An 18,231-nucleotide genomic window follows, 5' to 3' on the forward strand; every position below is an offset into this window, starting at 1 on the left:
TGTTATAGGTCGAGCGGAAACCGTCGCCGATAGTGATCGACCACTTCTGGATTGCGCAGATTGACCGGCAGCTTGCCCGCCAGCACCAGCAAGGCTTCGCCCGCCGCGCCGACGCCCATGCGCATCATCGATTCCTCGGTAATGCCTGCCATGTGCGGGGTGACGATGACGTTGTCGAAGCTGAAATAGGGATGATTGGACGGCAGCGGCTGCGTCGAAAACACGTCGAGTGCTGCACCGCCGATGCGGCGTTCCCGCAAGGCCTCGATCAGGGCGTCGTCATCGACCACCGGCCCGCGCGACACGTTGATCAAAAGCGCAGTGGGTTTCATGCGGGCGATGCGCTCGCGGCTGATCAGGCCGCGCGTCTCCGGCGTCAGCGGGCAGCAGAGCACGATGATGTCGCTCTGCTCGACCAGCGCGTCGATGGAGAGGAAACCGACTTTTTCGGGCGCCGGCTGCATGCTGCGCGTTGTCGCCACCACTTTCAGGTCGAAGCCATGCGCCGCTATATGGCCGACGGCCTGGCCGACGGCGCCGAGGCCGACAATGCCGATGGTTTTGCCGGCAAGCTCGATGTTGGAATTGGCGTGTTCGCGGCCGGCGAGCCAGCCTTTGGCGCGCAGGTCGCGGTCGACCCTGCGGAATTGCCGCAGCAGCGCAAGTGCGGTGAACATGACATGTTCCGCCACCGAGCGCGCATTGACCGCCGGCACGTTGGCTACCAGCACGCCGGCGGCGGCGGCCGCATCCATCGGGATCATGTCGAGCCCTGCGCCATGGCGGATGGCGGCTCTCAGCTTCCAGGCGCCCTCGAACAGGGCCGGCGGCAGTGGCGCGCGCACGATGACGATGTCGGCGTCCTTGGCCTCCTTAGCCAAAGTGGCGGGATCGAGCGCCGAAGCGATCACAAGCTGGCCGGCGCCGGCGAGCCTGGCCGAAGCACGTGGGTGCAGCGGATGGGTCGACAGGATCTTGGGCACGGTCTGGGCCACGCTCAGGCCTTTTCGAGTACGGCGCTCGCGGGCGCAACCGCCTTGCCGCCCTCGATCAGGCCCTTCCAGTAGCTCTCCGCGCCTTGCAAATGGGCGCTCATCAACGCTTGGGCGAGATTGCCATCACGGCGCAGCAGCGCCTCGTAGATCTGCACATGCTCGGCATGCGAACGCACGCTGCGTTCAGGGTCGTTGAAGTAGATCGGCAGGCGCTGTTCGCCCATCAGATAGTAGACGCTGCAGATGTTGTGGAAGACGCTGTTCTTGGTGGCGCGCACGATCTCCAGGTGGAATTCGCGGTCCTCCTTGGCCAGACCTTCGCCGGCGGCGATGCGCTCCTCGGAAGCCTTGAGGATTTCGCGCAGCCGTTCGAAATTCTCCTCGGTGGCACGCGAGCAGGCAAGCTCGGCGGCCTTGATCTCGTGGATCTTGCGCAATTCGACCGTCTCGTAAATCTGCAAGGGATCGAGCGGCAGGCCGGCGCGCGCGAACAGCGCCAGCGCCTCGACGCTCGCCTGCTTGGTGTCGATGTAAATGCCGGACTTGGCGCGGCGCTCGACGATGCGCATCGCTTCCAGGATGGCCAGCGCCTCGCGGATCTGGCCGCGGCTGACAGCGAAATGCTCCGCCAGTTCACGCTCCGACGGCGTGCGGCCGGTCTCGCTGTCCGAGTGGGAGAACAGATAGGCTGCGAGTTCCGCGAGAAGGTTCTTTTCTTTCATCGTCAATTGCGTTGCGCGTGCGCCTCCAGGAATCGCTCTGAAACGGTGAACCCCAATCCGGGCTTTTCCGGGATCGCTATCATACCGTCCCTAGCTTCGACAGTCTCTTCGATCAGATCGTGGATCATCGGGTTGGCGCCAAGCGAATATTCGACGGTGAAACTCGATGGCGAGGCGGCGCAGACATGCAAGCCGGCGAAGAAGCAGGGGGCGCCGGCCCACAGATGCGGCGCGAAGCGCAGGTTGAAGGCACTGGCGATGGTGCCGATCTTCATCGCCTCGCTGATGCCGCCGCAAAAGGCGGGATCGGGCTGGAAGATGTCGGCGGCCTTGAGCATTGCGAGGTCGCGGAAAGCATAGCGCGTCGCCTCGCTTTCGCCGGTGGCGATCGGCACCGCACCGGAGGCGCGCACTTCCGCCATGCCCGGCTTGTCGTCGGCGATCACGGGTTCCTCGAACCAGGCGAGATCGAGGTCGTTGACGAGATGGATGAAGCGTTTGGCTTCGGCAACCGTATAGGTGCCGTGAGCGTCGACCATCAGCTCGACATCGGGGCCGAGCGCCTGGCGCGCGGCACGGACACGGGCAGCGGAAATGTGTGCTGCGCCATCCATGGCGCCGACCCGCATCTTCAGCGCCTTGAAGCCGCCCCGGGCGATGTAGGATTTCAACTGCTCGCCGATGGCATCGGCGGAGGCCCAGCCGCCCGAGGCATAGGCCTGCATGCGATCGACCTTGCGGCCGCCGAGCAGTCGCCAGACCGGCTGGCCGAGCGACTTGCCGAGGATATCCCAGAGCGCGATGTCGACAGCGCTGATGGCGGCGATGCTCATGCCCCGCCGCGCCAGTTGCGGCATGGCGTGGCCGGCGCGCGCGGCGCTGTCGTGGCGCACGCCATTGTAGAGCATCTCCCAAATGATGCCGATATCGGCCGGATCACGGCCGATCAACTGCGGCCCGACCTCATGGTTCAGCATATGGACAAGGGCGCCGTAGCTGCCGGCGCTGCCGGCGGCGTTCTTGCCTTCGCCCCAGCCGATGAGCCCGTCATCGGTTTCGATGCGCAGGATGGCGGCGTCGAAGGTCGTCACCTGGCCGAAGTCGCTGCGGTGCTGCCGCGCGGCTTCGATCGGGATGCGGACCCACCAGGCTTGGACGGTCTTGATGCGCATATTCTTCCCCGGCCCTGCCGCCGGTCAGGGCGGAAAGGCGAATTTCCCAACAGACGTCGACTACTTGATCAGCGGCAGCAGCGTTTCGGCGGTGATGCGCATCTGGTCGGTGTAGAATTTTTCGGTGAGCACACTGGAGCCGTGGTCCTGGATGAACTTCAGCTGCTCAGGCGAGATATCGACCGGATGGCGCTCGACCATGTCGGGATAGGGCGCTGCCGGCGTGCGGTCGACCGGGGCGACGAACTCGTTGGTCAATGCACCGTCGTAGCCGACTTCCTTCAAGGTGGCGACGATCCTGGGCCAGTCGATCTGGCCGAGGCCGGCGGCGAAGCGGTTGTTGTCGGCGACATGGAAGTCGAACAGGCGCTTTCCGACCTGACGGATGGCGTCATGGACGTTAAATTCCTCCATATGGATGTGGTAGGCGTCGAGGCAGACGCCGCATTCGGGGCTGACCGCGTCGGCCAGCGCCAGCGCCTGGGCGCCGCGATTGAACAGGTAGGTTTCGAAGCGGTTGAGCGGCTCGACGGCGATCTTGACGCCGACCTTCTTGGCGTGGGTGAAGCACTCGCGGGTCGCGTCGACCACCCACTTCCATTCCTCCTCCTCGGTACCGTCCGGCACCACCTTGCCGACGGTCGCGGGGACAAGCGTGATGATCTCGCCGTCAAGCTCGCTGACCATGGTCAGCACGTCCTTGACGTACTGCACCGAGCGCTCGCGCTGGCCCTGGTTCTTGGCGGCAAGGTTGCGTTCGCCCAGCATCAAGGTCACCGCGCCCCAGCAACGGATGCCATGCTCCTTCAAGAGTGCCCGCGTCTCCTTGGTCTTGTACTGGTCGGGCTCACCGGAAATCTCGATCGACTCATAGCCGAACTTCTTGATGCGCTTGAGCGTCGTCTCCAACGGCTCCGCACGCATCCAGTTGTGCGTCGAAAGATGCATGGTCTGTCCTTCCCAAATTCGTCCGTATGGTTTGCCTGCGACATGCATCGCCGAAAGGCGACGCAAGGGTTCCTCCCCAAGGCATCCCCAGCCTTTTCTTGCAAACTGGTTCGACCAATTGGGCCCGAAGCGAGGTCTACAGCAAATTGCCTGGAACGGCAAGAAGCGCGGAGGCGCAACTTTTTGTGCGAATTACTCCATTGATTGTATTGCGATATATGCCGATACTTCAGATGTGCCGAGGGCTTTGCCGGTGCATTGTCAGACTTGACCAAATTTCGCTATTTGGTATTACCAGAATGGCAGTGCCTGCAAAGCGCCCGGTGCGAAAAGACCAAAATGGCTGGCCCTGCTTCCAATCGGCGCTATGCTTGGTCGCGACACAATGAGGGAGGATGCCGATGCCGACGACAATGAAGGGCCCTGGACTGTTTCTGGCGCAGTTCGCGGGTGACGCAGCGCCATTCAATTCGCTGGCCTCGATCACCAAATGGGCCGCCGGTCTCGGCTACAAAGGCGTGCAGATCCCGACCTGGGACGCGCGCCTGTTCGATCTCAAGAAAGCGGCCTCTTCCAAGGCCTATTGCGACGAGGTGAAGGGCATCTGTGCCGATGCCGGCGTCGAGATCACTGAATTGTCGACGCATCTGCAGGGGCAGTTGGTGGCGGTGCACCCGGCCTATGACGCCCAGATGGACGGTTTCGCGCCGCCCTCGGTCCACAACAATCCGAAGGCGCGGCAGAAATGGGCGGTCGAACAGATGAAGTTCGGCGCCAAGGCATCGCGCAATCTCGGACTGAACGCTTCGGTGTCGTTCACCGGCTCGCTGGCTTTCCCTTACCTCTATCCCTTCCCGCAGCGGCCGGCCGGACTGATCGAGGAGGCCTTTGGCGAACTCGGCAAACGCTGGAAGCCGATCCTCGATGTCTATGAGGACAATGGCGTCGATGTCGGCTACGAAATTCACCCCTCCGAGGACGTGTTCGACGGCGCGACCTTCGAGATGTTCCTTGATGCAGTCGGCCGCCACAAGCGCTGCAACATCAACTACGACCCGTCGCACTTCCTGCTGCAGCAGCTCGACTATCTCGAATTCATCGACATCTATCACGAGCGCATCAAGGCGTTCCACGTCAAGGACGCCGAGTTCAATCCGACCGGTCGGCAAGGCGTCTATTCCGGCTATCAGAGCTGGACCAACCGCGCCGGCCGCTTCCGCTCGCTCGGCGACGGGCAGGTGGATTTCGGCGGCATCTTCTCCAAGCTGACGCAGTACAATTATGATTCCTGGGCGGTGCTGGAATGGGAGTGCTGCCTGAAGCATCCCGAAGACGGCGCGGCCGAAGGCGCGCCTTTCATCCAGCATCACATCATCCGCGTGACGGAAAGGGCATTCGACGATTTTGCCAGCGGCACCACGGACAAGAAGCTGCTGCGCGCCATGATGGGTATCTAGCGCTACTTTCCCTCCCCCTTGAGGGGAGGGTGGCCCGAAGGGCCGGGTGAGTCGGTTCAGGCCGAGCTCCACCTCTACGACCCCACCCGATCCGCTGCGCGGATCGACCTCCTTCAAAGGGAGGTGAGCAACAGCCAGGAGAAAAAACATGGTCGGCGCATCGAAGTCGGAAACGGGAGGCGGCCCGATCCGCTATGGCATGGTCGGCGGCGGGCAAGGCGCCTTCATCGGTGCGGTGCACCGCATCGCGGCGCGTCTGGACAATGAGTTCGTGCTGGTGGCTGGTGCGCTATCGGCGAACCCCGAGCGCGCCAAGGCCTCGGCCGCCGAACTCGGGCTCGATCCGGACCGCAGCTACGCTTCTTATGCCGAGATGGCCAAGGCCGAAGCTAAGCGCCCTGACGGCATCGAGGCGGTGGCCATCGTCACGCCCAACAATGTCCACGTGCCGGCTGCCAAGGCCTTCCTCGAGGCCGGCATCCACGTGATCTGCGACAAACCGTTGGCAACGACACTGGCCGAGGCGAAAAGGCTCGCCGCGGTCGTCGAGAAAACCGGCAAGGTGTTCGTGCTCACCCACAATTACACCGCCTATCCGATGGTGCGGCAGGCGCGCGAAATGGTGGCCAAGGGCGTGCTCGGCGACATCCGCATCGTGCAATCGGAATATCCGCAGGACTGGCTGACCGAGGATCTCGCCGCCACCGGCCAGAAGCAGGCCTCATGGCGCGGCGATCCCAAGCAGGCGGGCGCCGGCGGCGCGCTGGGCGACATCGGCACCCATGCCTACAATCTCGCCCGCTTCGTTTCGGGGCTGGAGCTGGATTCGCTGTCGGCCGACCTCGATGCCTTCGTGCCGGGCCGGCTGCTCGACGACAATGTCAACGTCATGCTGCGCTTCAAGCCCACCGGCAAGACGCATCCGGCCAAGGGCATGATCTGGGCCAGCCAGGTGGCGCCCGGGCATGAGAACGGGCTGAAGCTGCGCATCTATGGCTCGAAGGGCGGGCTGGAATGGGTGCAGGCTGATCCGAACTATCTCTGGTACACGCCGTTCGGCCAACCCAAGCAGCTGATCACCCGCAACGGCGCCGGGGCGTTGCCGGTGGCGGGCCGCGTCAGCCGCGTGCCATCTGGCCACCCGGAAGGCTATCTCGAAGGTTTCGCCAACATCTACCAGGAGGCTGCACGCGCCATCCGCGCGGCGCGCAAGAAGGGTGGCAAGCCGGCAAAGGATGTCGTCTTCCCGACCATCCACGACGGCGTCGAAGGCATGGCCTTCATTGAGGCCTGCGTGAAGTCGTCGAAGAAGAATGGAGCGTGGACGAAACTGTAGTTGCGCGCGCCTCCCCCTCACCCGGATTGCCAGCCGAATTGCAAAGGGCAATTCGGGGCAATCCGACCTCTCCCCGAGGGGAGGAGGTGCCGGCGCCGACGCTAAATCTCTTCTCCCCTCGGGGAGAAGGTGGCCGCGGAGCGGCTGGATGAGGGGGAGTTTGCGCGAAGCTGGCGGGGACAGCCAGAACGCGCCATCAAATGGGGGAGGGGCGTCGATGAAAATCGGCATGTGCATGTTCTTGTGGACCACCAGCGTCTCGAAAAAACACGAGCCGCTGCTTCGCGACATCAAGGCGACGGGTTTCGACGGCGTCGAAATACCGATCTTCGCCGGCACGCCGGATGATTATAAAAAGCTCGGCGGCCTGCTCGACCGCATCGGGCTGGAGCGCACTGCGGTTTCGGCGATGGGCGATCCCTCGATGAACCTGATCTCGCCGGATGCCGCGACCCGCAAGGCGGGTATCGAGTACATGAAATGGGCTGTTGATTGCGCCGATGCGCTTGGCGCCAGGACGCTCAGCGGGCCGCTGCACTCGACGCTCGGCGCCTTCTCCGGCAGCGGACCGACACCCGCCGAGAAGAACCGTTCCCTTGCCTCGCAGCGCGCCATCGGCGACCATGCCGGCAAGCGGAACGTCACGATTGGCCTGGAGGCGCTGAACCGCTTCGAATGTTATCTCTTCAACACGATGGCCGACCTGTCGGAGCACATCGACGCCATCGGCAGGCCGCACATCAAGGCGATGTACGACACCTTTCACGCCAATATCGAGGAGGCCGACCCGATCGGCGCCTATACGAAACACCGCAGGAATGTCGTGCACATCCACATATCGGAGAACGATCGCGGCGTGCCGGGGCGCGGCAACATCCCATGGAAAGAGACGTTCGCGGCGATCCGCAAGAGCGGTTATGACGACTGGCTGACGATCGAGTCGTTTGGCCGGTCGCTGAAGGACCTTGCGGCGGCAACCAAGGTGTGGCGCGATTTCGCGGAAACGCCGGAAGCTGTGTATCGGGATGGGTACAAGCATATCAGGAATGGATGGAGGAAGGCGGCTTAGCGCCCTGGGGTGACGCAAAGAAGACTGCGTCGGCGACCCTTGGCGCGAGGCGAGCCAATGTTGCGCCTTGTCCATTTTCTATTTGCGTTCGCGGCGATTGCCGAGTGGTTCCCCCACTCCGTCTCGGCTTTGCCGAGCCACCTCTCCCCCCTCCGGAGGGAGAGGAAAGGGAGCCTGGTGGCTCGAAGCCTCGGCCTAGAAGGACAGGTGTCGGCTCGGACAGCCTGGCGCCTTTCCTCTCCCCCGTCGATCGGGGGAGAGGGGTCGAACCATGGCGCGGCACTATGCGATGCCCGCGCCTGTGGGTCACAAGGTTAACCGTGCTCGGCCTGCAGCCTGTTGTAGTCGTGGATCGTCCGGCTCAGCCGGCGGCGCAGGAAGTTGGAGATGTTGTCGAAGATGAAGACGACCAGCAGGATCAGCAGCACCATGTAGAAGACGTTGGCCCAGTTGGAGTTGGTGCGCATCGCTTCCCACAATTTCAGGCCGATGCCGCCGGCGCCGACGGCGCCGATGATGGTGGCGCCCCTGGTGTTGGATTCCCACTGGTAGAGCGTCTGGCTGATGAAGACCGGTATCACTTCCGGCATGACGCCGTAACGCTGCACCAGGAGGCCGTTGGCGCCGGTCGACAACACACCTTCGCGCGGCTTGTCGTCGATGTTCTCCAGCGCCTCGGAGTAGGTTTTGCCGAGCGTGCCGATCTCGGTGAAGAAGATCGCGGCACTGCCCGCCAGCGGACCGGGGCCGAAGGCGCGGGTGAAGAACAGCGCCCAGATCAGCATGTCGACCGAGCGCATGAAGTCGAAGAAGCGTTTCAGCACCTGGCTGACCACGCCGCTCGGCGTGATGTTGCGGGCGGCGAAGAAGGCAAGCGGGAAGGCGACGATACCGCCGAGCAGCGTGCCCAGGAACGCCATGACGATGGTCTGCAAAAGCTTCGTCCAGACGTCGCCGTGCTGCCACTGGGCGTTGTTCCAGATGTTGTCGCCGGCCAGCGCCAGGTTCGAGGTGCCCGGCTTCAACTCAGGACCGGACACGATCAGCGAGACCACTTCTCCGGCCGATTTGCCGAAGAAAGGCGAGCGTGTGTCGAAGACGAAATTCGCCCAGCCGAGGAAGCGCTTGCGCACCTTGACGCGGTCGACGGTGACGCGCACCTCGCCGACGAAGCCCATCTTGGCGACCACCTCGTCGTCATGCGCGGTGATCCAGTCCGGCACCGGGCCTGATATCACCGGCTTGCCGCTGGTCAGCGCAACCGGCACGGTCTCGCCATTGGCCACGATCGTTGCCCGCGCCTTGTCGAAGGTGACGGATTTCGCCGGGCCGTCGATCAGCACGGTGAAGGTGCCGTCCGGGTTCTTGATCACCCAGTCGGGGTTGGGGTTTTCGCCAAGCGCGGAAAAGCGCGGGTATTTTGGCGTGATCTCCGGCTGGTCGAGGCGGAACTCGGGCTGTAGATCGTAGCTGATCCATTGTGTGAGGAAGAGCGGCAGACGCTCCCAGTGCGATTCCCGCAGCACTTGCGGCAGGCTGAAGAACCACAGGACATAGATGAGGTACGTCAGGATGCCGACGAACAGGAAGAGCGGCGCGAAGCGCTTGTACAGCGGCCGCCGGAACACCTGGGGGTAACGTTCCTCGATCGACAGTATCTCCTCGGCGGTCATGGTCGCCATGGTTCACGCTCCCATCATAAAGGCCTCCTCGCCGACCAGCTTGCGGCGCAGCCAGGCGGAGAACTGGTCGATGATGAAGATGGTCGTGAACAGGAGCAGCACCAGCGCCAGTGTCTTGGCGCCGAAGCCGCGCGAGATGGAGAGCTTCAACTCCTCGCCGATGCCACCGCCGCCAACGGCGCCGATGATGGTCGAGGCGCGGACATTGATCTCGACGCGCAGCAGTGTGTAGGACATGAAGTTCGGCAGCACCTGCGGCAGGTCGGCGAAGCGCACGCGCTCGAACCAGTTGGCTCCGACCGCGCGCAAGCCTTCCTCGGCACGCATGTCGATGTTTTCGTTGATCTCGTAGAACAGCTTGCCGAGCGCGCCGATCGAGTGCAGGCCGATGGCGATGATGGCGGCGATCGGGCCGATCGAGACGATGGCCGCGAACAGGCCGGCAATGACGATCTCCGGAAAAGCGCGCAGCAGTTCCATGAAGCGCTTGACGATGAGCCGCAGCACCGGGTGCGGCGTCAGGTTGCGCGCCGCGATGAAGGAAAACGGCACCGCGAAGATGAAGCCGATGAAGGTCGACACCAAGGCGACATTGACCGTGGTGATCATCAGCTCGAAATATTCGGGGACGTAGAATCCGCCCCAGACATAGATGCGGCCGATCGGGAAGTTGAATTCCTGCGTGCCGGTGTCATGCGGCGAGGCAACGTCGAACAGCGCCCGCCAGACATCGTTCCAGTCCTTGGGGATGAGCCAGCTCAGGAAATCGAGAATATGCGGCAGCCGGTCGAAGAAGTGGCCGGCATTGGCCTCGTCGGCGAACCACATGCTGGCGAACATCGCGGCGAGCAACAGGCCGACGCCAAGCACTGTGTAGAACCGGCGCAGCGACGTCTGGCGTCGCCAGGCATCGGCCATCTGGTGGGTGGCGCCAGAAGAGGCTGTCAATGAGGGGGCTGTCACGGAAAGGGTCATGATCGGAGATGCAAAAAGGGCGGTGTTTTCAGACACCGCCCTTTCCGATTTCGCCGTTAGCCGCCGATGGCTGCCTTACGGGCTTCGACGATGACGCTGTAGAAGTCCGGCTTCACGGGAACGTAGCCGGTAAAATCGCCACCTTCGACGCCTTCGAAGCAGGCCTTGTCCTTCTTCGACAGCTGCGTGAAGAAGTTGGCAAGCTTGGCGGTCATGTCGTCGCCGAGCGCGGTTCGCACGACCAGCGGGCCGTTCGGAATCAGGCCCGAGCGCCAGACTTCGACGAAGTCGTTGGGGTCGACGGCGCCCTTGGCGACTTCCTTGTGAAAGGTGCCGGAGGTGTAGCCGTTCTTGAAGTCGCCGATGCCGGAGGAATCATCCACCGCGACGTCGACCTTGCCGTCGCGCACGGCCAGGACGTTGTTCTCATGGCCGCCATTGAACTGCGTCGAAGCGAAGAAGGCTTCGTTCGAGGCGCCGGTGGTCTTCGGAATCTGCGTCAGCGGGATCAGGTAGCCGGAGGTCGAATCCGGGTCGGCATAGCCGAGCTTCTTGCCCTTGGCCGACTTGATGTCGGTGATGCCGGAGGATTTGAGCGCCAGGCCGATCGAATAGTAGCCGGTCGCGCCATCGGTCTGCTGGGTGGTGAGGATCGGGGTGACCGCCTTCGGGTCCTTGATGTAGACGCTGGCATAGCCGGAGGCGCCGAGTTCGGCGAAGTCGAGCGTGCCGCCGAGCAAGCCCTGGATGACGCCGTCATAGTCGGCGGCGGGGAACAGCGAGACCTTTTCGAAGCCGAATTCGGCCTTCAGATGGTCGGCCAGGCACTGGTAGTTGCGCAGCCGGTCGGTTTCGTTTTCACCGCCGAGGATGCCGACGCGGAATTCCTTCAGATCGGCGGCGTGGGCCATGCTGGTCGCCATGGCGAGCACCGAAACGGCGCTGAAAACCATCTTCCTGAACATTTGATGTCTCTCCTGTAAGTTCCGGCCCCGCGCCGGCAGCGTTTCTTGATCTTGACAATTGCCCTTGACGCGGGCGGTCGATCCGAGCCGCTCTTTCTTGAACTCAGTAACCCGGGAATGCAGGTTCGAGCGGTCCGGCGGATGCAGCGATCTTTTGCTTGAAGGCAACGCTGGTGGAGGTGATGGCCTCCGATATTTCGCCGCCATTGCTGTCGGCGCCGTAGACGAGGCGAACGGCTTCACGATTGAGCTCTTCGGGCGGGCCGTCGAAGACGACCTTGCCGGCGGCCATGCCGATGATTCGGTTGCAATAGGCGCGCGCGGTATCCAGCGTATGCAGATTGGTGACGACGGTGATGCCTTCGCGCAGATTGATGTCTTGCAGCGAATCCATCACCACCTTGGCGTTGAGCGGGTCGAGCGAGGCGATCGGCTCGTCGGCGAGGATCACCTTGGGCTGCTGCATCAGGGCGCGGGCTATGGCGACGCGCTGCTGTTGTCCGCCGGACAAGGTGCCGGCGGGCTGAAGTGCGGTGCGGGCTATGTCGAGCCGCTCGAGCGCGGCGACGGCTTCGGCGCATTCGGCGCGCGAGAACATGCCGAGAAGGTTGGACAGGGTCGAACGGTGGTTCAGCTTGCCAAGCAGCACGTTGGTCAGCACGTCGAGGCGCGGGACCAGGTTGAACTGCTGGAAGATCATGGCGCAGTCGCGCTGCCAGCGCCGCAGCGGCGAGCCCCGCAACTGGGAAACCTCGGCGCCGTCAAAAAAAATCGACCCCTGGCTGGGGTCGACAAGACGGTTAATCATACGAAGAAGGGTCGATTTGCCAGCGCCCGAACGGCCGATGACGCCGACCATCTGACCCTGCGGGATCGAGATGTTGACGTCGCTGACAGCGGTGTTCTTGCCAAATCGTCGGCTGACACCGCGGATTTCGAGCGTGGCAGAGCTTGCTGACATAGGCAGGTTCCAGTCTGGACCTTATTGATCGTCAGGCATTCGCCTAGCGCAGCCACATGAACCTGCCGTGTCGCCAGCATGTCAGTTTTGTTACGCTCCACAGGCTTGGCGACCGGCGCCTTGCGGGCGATCAGCCGAGCACCAGCAATTCCTCGAAATGCTTCATGTCGCGGAAGGCGCAGAAGGCGGGCGCCTTGATTGCGATCACCGGTGCCTGCCTTGCGAAAAGCGCGAGGCAATCGTCGAACAGCGCCCCCCATGCCGCCGCCCGGTCATCCGCAAGACGCTTTATCTGGTAGGCAAAGGTTACATGGAAGACGTAACTATCATGATCAGGGTGCCGGTAGCCGAACGGCACCGCCAGCGCATCGCGCCATTGACGCATGATGCGCACATCTTCGTCCGTCGCGCCGACAACGGTAAGACCGGTCGGCACGACTTCGACGACCTTGATGTTGAACGGGCCGAAGCCCTCGAAACCATTCAGGCGCTCCAGATAGAGGCGGGTCATGGCGTCGATGCTGGTGTCGAGCGGCACGTCCTGCGGCCAGTACGGCAAGCGGCGGCGATATTCGATGATGCCCTGGAACAGCGTCATGTGCAGGCTGGAGACGGGCGTGAAGGCAAGCCGGTCGGCGTCGGGCATCGCCAGCATCTTGTCGCGCACCGCAAGCACCACGGCCTCGGACGGCGAACCGCTGACGAGATGGCTCACGACAGTGTTGCCAGGCTCGGTCAGGAAATTGCCTGAGGTGTCGTAGCGCGTGCCGAGATGCGCCGGCGGCATCGGATTGGAGCCGGCAAAGAATCCGGCGAGGGAGGGTCTGACGGTGTCGAGCATGGCGATCTCCTTGGGGGAGATGGCGTCCTGTCCGAGTCCTGTGTCAGGGATATGAAACAGGCTCCCCCATGACGATGATGTGAACTATCCGCCGTATTTCTCCAAAAATGCCTCGGCCGAAAGCTCGCGGAAATCGTCGAGGGACGCGCGCAGCCTGACGTGGTCCCAGTCCCACCAGGCAAGCGCCTGATAGCGTTCGGCGGTGCGGCGGTCGAAGCGTTCGCGGATCGGCTTTGCCGGCACGCCGGCGACGATGGTGTAGGGCGCGACATCCTTCGAGACGACGGCTCCCGCCCCAACCGCTGCGCCGTCGCCGACGGTGACGCCAGGCAGGACAGTCGAGCCGTGGCCGAGCCAGGTGTCGTGGCCGATGATGACGCGCTTGGCACGGCGCTGGGCGAAGAATTCGCTCTCATGCTCGGCGTCGTCCCAATAGTCCGAGGCGCGGTAGGTGAAGTGGTGCAGTGTCGGCCGCCATGTCGGGTGGTTGGTGGCGTTGAGGCGCACGCTTGCCGCGATGTTGGCGAATTTGCCGATCGTCGCGCACCAGACGGCGCAATCCTGCATCATGTAGGAATAGTCGCCGAGTTCGCTTTCCGAGACCCGGCTGCGGTCGGCTATCTCGGTCCAGCGGCCGAGCGTCGAATTGTGCACCTCCGCCGTCGGGTGGACCAGCGGCGTCTCCGACAATCTCCTGGTCATGCGGCGCGTTTTCCCGGAGCAAAAGCGGTGACGTCGATGATGCGGTCGGCCACCGCCTCGCGCACGTCATGGTCGTGGAAGATGCCGAGCAGGGCAACGCCCGCCGCCTTCTTGGCGGCGATGAGTTCGATCACCACGTCGCGATTGGTGGCGTCGAGCGAGGCGGTTGGCTCGTCGAGCAGCAGGATCGGGTGCTCGGTGATGAAGCCGCGCGCGATGTTGACGCGCTGCTGTTCGCCACCGGAGAAGGTCGCCGGCGGCAGAGCCCAGAGTTTTTCCGGCAGGTTAAGCTGCGCAAGCAGGGCGCGTGCCTTGCCTCTGGCGGTCTCGCGCTCCTCGCCGCGCTCGACCAGCGGTTCGGCGACGACGTCGAGCGCCGAGACGCGCGGCACGGTGCGCAGGAACTGGCTGACATAGCCGATCGTTTGCCGGCGAACGGCAAGCACGGTACGCGGGCTGGCGTGGGCGAGATCGATCAGTCCATCCTCGTGCCTGACGATGATCTGGCCCTCGTCGACGGCATAGTTGCCGTAGAGCATTTTCAGGATCGAGCTCTTGCCGGCGCCGGACGGGCCGCCGAGCACGGCGCATTCGCCCGCCTTGATCGAGAACGAAACACCAGCGACGACCGGCAGCTTGATGCCGTCGCGCAGATGCATGGTGAAGCTCTTGGCGACGTCGGAAACAACGAGGGGCGTCGGCATCAGGAGGTTCTCCAATTGTCGTTCGTTTGCGGGGCACCGCCCCCCTCTGCCTTGCCAGGCATCTCCCCCTCAAGGGGGGAGATCAGCAGCGTCTCTGCCTCGCTTTTTCTGCTACGTCGAAGTCTGGCGAAACCGGCAACGACAGCTAATCTCCCCCCTTGAGGGGGAGATGGCCGGCAGGCCAGAGGGGAGTGACTTGGCGCCATCATCACACCTGGAGGATCGAGGAAACGAGAAGCTGCGTATAGGGCGCGCGCGGGTCGTCGAGCACGCGGTCGGTGAGGCCGCTTTCGACGACGCGGCCGTCCTTCATCACCATCATGCGCTGGGACAGCAGGCGCGCCACGGCGAGATCGTGGGTGACGACGATGGCCGCGAGGCCGAGATCGGTGACCAGCCCGCGCAGCAGGTCGAGCAGGCGCGCCTGCACCGAGACGTCGAGGCCGCCGGTCGGCTCGTCCATGAACACCAGCCGCGGGCCGGTGACGAGGTTGCGGGCGATCTGCAGGCGCTGGCGCATGCCGCCGGAAAAGGCGCGGGGCTCGTCGTCGATGCGGTCCTGCTCGATCTCGACACGCGACAGCCAGTCGACGGCGGTGGCGCGGATCTTGCCATAGTGGCGGTCGCCGACCGCCATCAGCCGCTCGCCGACATTGGCGCCGGCCGATACCGTCATGCGCAGGCCGTCGGCCGGGTTCTGGTGGACAAAGCCCCAGTCGGTGCGCATCAGGAAGCGACGCTCGGCCTCGCTCATGCGGTAGAGCTCGCGGAACTGGCCGTCGCGCATGCGATAGCTGGCGGTGCCGGAGGAGGGTAAGAGCCGCGTCGACAGGCAGTTGAGGAGCGTCGTCTTGCCGGAGCCGGATTCGCCGACGACGGCCAGGACTTCGCCCGGCCACAGGTCGAAGGAGACGTTGTCGCAGCCGACGCGCGAGCCGTAGAATTTGGAGAGCGCCGAAACGCGCAGCAGCGGTTCGTCGGTCATTGTGCCGGCTCCATTTTTTCCGAGACAGAATGGGTTTCCGGGGCAGGATTGGTTTCGGGAGCAAGGTGGCCGCGATGGCCGTCGGCCCGCCGCTTCTCGCAATGGTCGGTGTCGGAGCAGACGAACATGTGGCCGCCATGATCGTCGAGGATGACCTCGTCGAGATAGACATTCTCGGCGGCGCACAGCGCGCAGGGCTGGTCGAAGGTCTGCACCTCGAACGGATGGTCCTCGAAGTCGAGGCTGACGACATCGGTGAAGGGCGGCACCGCATAGATACGCTTTTCGCGGCCGGCGCCGAACAGCTGCAAGGCCGGCGAGCGGTGCATCTTGGGATTGTCGAATTTCGGCGTCGGCGAGGGGTCCATCACATAGCGGCCCTCGACCTTGACCGGATAGGCATAGGTGGTGGCGATGCGGCCGTGCTTGGCGATGTCCTCGTAGAGCTTCACATGCATGAGGCCATACTCTTCCAGCGCATGCATCTTGCGCGTTTCGGTCTCGCGCGGCTCGAGGAAGCGCAGCGGTTCGGGGATCGGCACCTGATAGACCAGCACCTGGCCGGCGGTCAGCGGATGTTCGGGGATGCGGTGCCGGGTCTGGATGATGGTGGCGCTGGCGGTATCGGTGGTGACCGCGACATTGGCGACCTTCTTGAAGAAGGTCCGGATGGAGACGGCGTTGGTGGTGTCGTCGGCACCCTGGTCGATGACCTTCAGCACGTCGTCGGGGCCGATGATCGAGGCGGTGACCTGGACGCCGCCAGTGCCCCAGCCATAGGGCATCGGCATTTCGCGCGAGGCGAACGGCACCTGATAGCCGGGGATGGCGATGCCCTTGAGGATCGCGCGGCGGATCATCCGCTTGGTCTGTTCGTCGAGATAGGCGAAGTTGTAGGTGGCGATGTCGGTCATGGCGATCACATCCGCTTTGTGCTATTGAATTGGCGTCCAGGACGCGGAAACAGGGGCGAATTCAGATGAACTCGACCGGATGGATGCATCTCGGAATTGTATTGCTGGTGTTCGCCGGCGTCGTTCTCTTTTTCCTTCGGCGCATGATCCTTCCCGCCTCGAAAGAGGGCCCTCACGGTGAGTCCATAGGCGTCGGCAATGGTGACTACTCCGGGTATGATAGCTATGGCGGTCATTCCCACGACGGTGGCGGCCATGGGGGCGGGCACTGAATTCATTGCACCGTCTCCAATCCCCTGGCGTAGCTCGACAGCCGCTCATTGAGCGTGCCGGTGTGCAGTTCGAACATGTGGTTGTCGTCGTCGTAGAAATAGATCGAACGGCCTTCACCCTCGACGCGCGGACGCGGCGGGCGCATGTCGAGGCCTAGTCTGCCGACGCGCTCGGCATAACGGTCGAAATCGGCGTCATCGATCTTGAAGGCGATGTGGTTGTAGCTGCGCTCCGGCAGCGCCTCGCCTTGCATGATGGCGATCCAGATGTCGCCGATCAGGAAGAATTTTTCGCGCGACAGCGAGAATTGCTCGCCGTCGCTGGCATAGATTTCGCGCGCTTCGAAAACTTCGGTCAGGATGGTGGTCATCCGGTCGAGGTCGCGGACGATGAAGGTCATGTGGGACAGGCCTTCGATCATTCGGCGGCCTCCCGCTTCTCGTCGACCTTCGCAGGGTTTTCGCGGGCCTCGTATTCGGCGCGCATGCGGCGCACGAGGTCGAGCTCGGCCTGGAAGTCGACATAGTGCGGCAGCTTCAGATGCTCGACGAAGCCGGTCGCCTGGACATTGTCGGAATGCGAGATGACGAACTCCTCGTCCTGGGCGGCGGCGACAATGTCCTCACCAAGTTCGGAGGCGCGCAGCGCCCGGTCGCACAGCGCCATGGCCATCGCCTTGCGCTCGCTTTGGCCGAAGACCAGGCCGTAGCCGCGGGTGAATTGTGGTGGTGCCTTGGCCGAGCCCTTGAACTGGTTGACCATCTGGCATTCGGTGACCCGCACCGTGCCCAGCGGTGCTGCGAAAGGCAGTTCGGGGACATCGAGTTCCAGCTCGACCTCGCCAATGCGGATCTCGCCGACAAAGGGATGGTTGCGGGCGTAGCCGCGCTGGGTGGAATAGCCGAGCGCCAGCAGGAAACCTTCATCGCCGCGCGACAACGCCTGCAGGCGGATGTCGCGCGCCATCGGGAATTCCAGCGGCTCGCGGGTGATGTCGCCGGGGACATGATCCCCAGGCATCTCGCCATCCGGTTCGATCAGGCCTTCGCGGGCGAGGATTGCCGAGACGCGCGGCATGGCCTGCGCTTCCGTTTCGCGCTGCAAGGGTTCGGCGACATCGGCGCCGGCGGCAAGCTCGGGATCGAGCAGCCGGTGCGTGTAGTCGAAAGTAGGCCCAAGCAGCTGGCCGCCGGGCAGGTCCTTGTAGGTTGCCGAGACACGCCGCTCGACCCGCATGGTGCCGGTGTCGATCGGCCTGGAATAGCCGAAGCGCGGCAGTGTGGTGCGATAGGCGCGCACCAGGAAGATCGCCTCGATCATGTCGCCGCGCGCCTGGACGATGGCGAGCGCGGCGAGTTCACGGTCATGGAGCGAGCCCTCGCTCATCACCCGGTCGACGCCGAGCGCCAGCTGCTCGACGATCTGGTCGAGGCGCAGCGCGGGCACCGAACGGTCGCCGCGCCGGCGGTCGGCGAGCAGGCGGTGGGCGTTGGCAATTGCGGCCTCGCCGCCTTTTACCGCGACATACAT

Annotated in this window: 19 protein-coding genes; 3 read left to right on the forward strand and 16 right to left on the reverse strand. The window is 63.7% G+C overall.

The genetic code is table 11. The features are described 5' to 3' along the window. Positions 1 to 2: 2 nt before the first annotated feature. The 4 genes from AC04SF_RS32660 to AC04SF_RS32675 are packed head-to-tail and all read right to left on the reverse strand — an operon-like array spanning position 3 to position 3,837. Complete coding sequence (locus AC04SF_RS32660) at positions 3 to 995, reverse strand: hydroxyacid dehydrogenase (protein ID WP_488481146.1); 993 nt, start codon at positions 993 to 995, stop codon at positions 3 to 5. Positions 996 to 997: 2 nt separating this feature from the next. Further along, positions 998 to 1,717: a FadR/GntR family transcriptional regulator gene (locus tag AC04SF_RS32665; protein ID WP_488481147.1), complete on the reverse strand. Its 720-nt coding sequence runs from the start codon at positions 1,715 to 1,717 to the stop codon at positions 998 to 1,000. Between the two features lie 2 nt (positions 1,718 to 1,719). Next, entirely contained in the window at positions 1,720 to 2,889 is a 1,170-nt protein-coding gene (locus AC04SF_RS32670; protein WP_488481148.1) for a mandelate racemase/muconate lactonizing enzyme family protein, read from the reverse strand. Positions 2,890 to 2,949: 60 nt separating this feature from the next. Further along, positions 2,950 to 3,837, reverse strand: coding sequence for a sugar phosphate isomerase/epimerase family protein (locus AC04SF_RS32675; RefSeq protein ID WP_096450370.1), 888 nt, complete (start codon positions 3,835 to 3,837; stop codon positions 2,950 to 2,952). A 401-nt stretch (positions 3,838 to 4,238) separates the two neighbouring features. On the opposite strand from AC04SF_RS32675, the gene AC04SF_RS32680 reads away from it, so the two are divergent. The 3 genes from AC04SF_RS32680 to AC04SF_RS32690 all read left to right on the forward strand — a co-directional run bounded on the left by AC04SF_RS32680 (position 4,239) and on the right by AC04SF_RS32690 (position 7,699). Then, positions 4,239 to 5,294, forward strand: coding sequence for a sugar phosphate isomerase/epimerase family protein (locus tag AC04SF_RS32680; protein ID WP_488481149.1), 1,056 nt, complete (start codon positions 4,239 to 4,241; stop codon positions 5,292 to 5,294). Positions 5,295 to 5,442: 148 nt separating this feature from the next. Further along, positions 5,443 to 6,630, forward strand: coding sequence for a Gfo/Idh/MocA family protein (locus AC04SF_RS32685; RefSeq protein ID WP_096450368.1), 1,188 nt, complete (start codon positions 5,443 to 5,445; stop codon positions 6,628 to 6,630). Positions 6,631 to 6,847: 217 nt separating this feature from the next. Beyond that, a complete protein-coding gene (locus tag AC04SF_RS32690; protein ID WP_488481150.1) occupies positions 6,848 to 7,699 on the forward strand; it encodes a sugar phosphate isomerase/epimerase family protein in 852 nt (283 codons plus the stop codon). 314 nt (positions 7,700 to 8,013) lie between these two features. Here AC04SF_RS32690 and phnE (AC04SF_RS32695) read toward each other — a convergent pair whose 3' ends face one another. The 12 genes from phnE (AC04SF_RS32695) to AC04SF_RS32750 all read right to left on the reverse strand — a co-directional run bounded on the left by phnE (AC04SF_RS32695) (position 8,014) and on the right by AC04SF_RS32750 (position 18,231). Continuing rightward, the gene (gene phnE / locus AC04SF_RS32695; protein ID WP_488481151.1) at positions 8,014 to 9,381 is read right to left on the reverse strand and encodes a phosphonate ABC transporter, permease protein PhnE; all 1,368 of its coding nucleotides are present in this window, start codon (positions 9,379 to 9,381) and stop codon (positions 8,014 to 8,016) included. Positions 9,382 to 9,384: 3 nt separating this feature from the next. Then, positions 9,385 to 10,356, reverse strand: coding sequence for a phosphonate ABC transporter, permease protein PhnE (gene phnE / locus AC04SF_RS32700; protein ID WP_488481152.1), 972 nt, complete (start codon positions 10,354 to 10,356; stop codon positions 9,385 to 9,387). A 56-nt stretch (positions 10,357 to 10,412) separates the two neighbouring features. Continuing rightward, positions 10,413 to 11,321 (reverse strand): phosphonate ABC transporter substrate-binding protein, encoded by a 909-nt coding sequence (gene phnD / locus AC04SF_RS32705; protein WP_488481153.1) that lies wholly within the window; start codon positions 11,319 to 11,321, stop codon positions 10,413 to 10,415. 103 nt (positions 11,322 to 11,424) lie between these two features. Further along, entirely contained in the window at positions 11,425 to 12,282 is an 858-nt protein-coding gene (phnC, locus tag AC04SF_RS32710; protein WP_488481154.1) for a phosphonate ABC transporter ATP-binding protein, read from the reverse strand. Positions 12,283 to 12,412: 130 nt separating this feature from the next. After that, complete coding sequence (locus AC04SF_RS32715; protein WP_488481155.1) at positions 12,413 to 13,123, reverse strand: DUF1868 domain-containing protein; 711 nt, start codon at positions 13,121 to 13,123, stop codon at positions 12,413 to 12,415. Between the two features lie 84 nt (positions 13,124 to 13,207). Further along, positions 13,208 to 13,825: a DapH/DapD/GlmU-related protein gene (locus AC04SF_RS32720; RefSeq protein ID WP_488481156.1), complete on the reverse strand. Its 618-nt coding sequence runs from the start codon at positions 13,823 to 13,825 to the stop codon at positions 13,208 to 13,210. Then, entirely contained in the window at positions 13,822 to 14,529 is a 708-nt protein-coding gene (gene phnL, locus AC04SF_RS32725; RefSeq protein WP_488481157.1) for a phosphonate C-P lyase system protein PhnL, read from the reverse strand. The genes AC04SF_RS32720 and phnL overlap by 4 nt, the downstream gene beginning before the upstream one ends. Before the next feature lie 208 nt (positions 14,530 to 14,737). Then, on the reverse strand, positions 14,738 to 15,514 hold the full coding sequence (gene phnK / locus AC04SF_RS32730; protein WP_013892928.1) for a phosphonate C-P lyase system protein PhnK: 777 nt from the start codon (positions 15,512 to 15,514) through the stop codon (positions 14,738 to 14,740). Continuing rightward, positions 15,511 to 16,428 (reverse strand): alpha-D-ribose 1-methylphosphonate 5-phosphate C-P-lyase PhnJ, encoded by a 918-nt coding sequence (locus tag AC04SF_RS32735; protein ID WP_488481158.1) that lies wholly within the window; start codon positions 16,426 to 16,428, stop codon positions 15,511 to 15,513. Before AC04SF_RS32735 ends, phnK begins: the two co-directional genes overlap by 4 nt. 5 nt (positions 16,429 to 16,433) lie before the next feature. Next, entirely contained in the window at positions 16,434 to 16,706 is a 273-nt protein-coding gene (locus tag AC04SF_RS32740; RefSeq protein WP_488481159.1) for a hypothetical protein, read from the reverse strand. Next, complete coding sequence (gene fosX, locus AC04SF_RS32745) at positions 16,703 to 17,122, reverse strand: FosX/FosE/FosI family fosfomycin resistance hydrolase (protein ID WP_488481160.1); 420 nt, start codon at positions 17,120 to 17,122, stop codon at positions 16,703 to 16,705. The genes AC04SF_RS32740 and fosX overlap by 4 nt, the downstream gene beginning before the upstream one ends. Beyond that, the gene (locus AC04SF_RS32750) at positions 17,119 to 18,231 is read right to left on the reverse strand and encodes a carbon-phosphorus lyase complex subunit (protein ID WP_488481161.1); all 1,113 of its coding nucleotides are present in this window, start codon (positions 18,229 to 18,231) and stop codon (positions 17,119 to 17,121) included. The genes fosX and AC04SF_RS32750 overlap by 4 nt, the downstream gene beginning before the upstream one ends.

It is taken from the genome of Mesorhizobium sp. CNPSo 4671, from assembly GCF_057784245.1.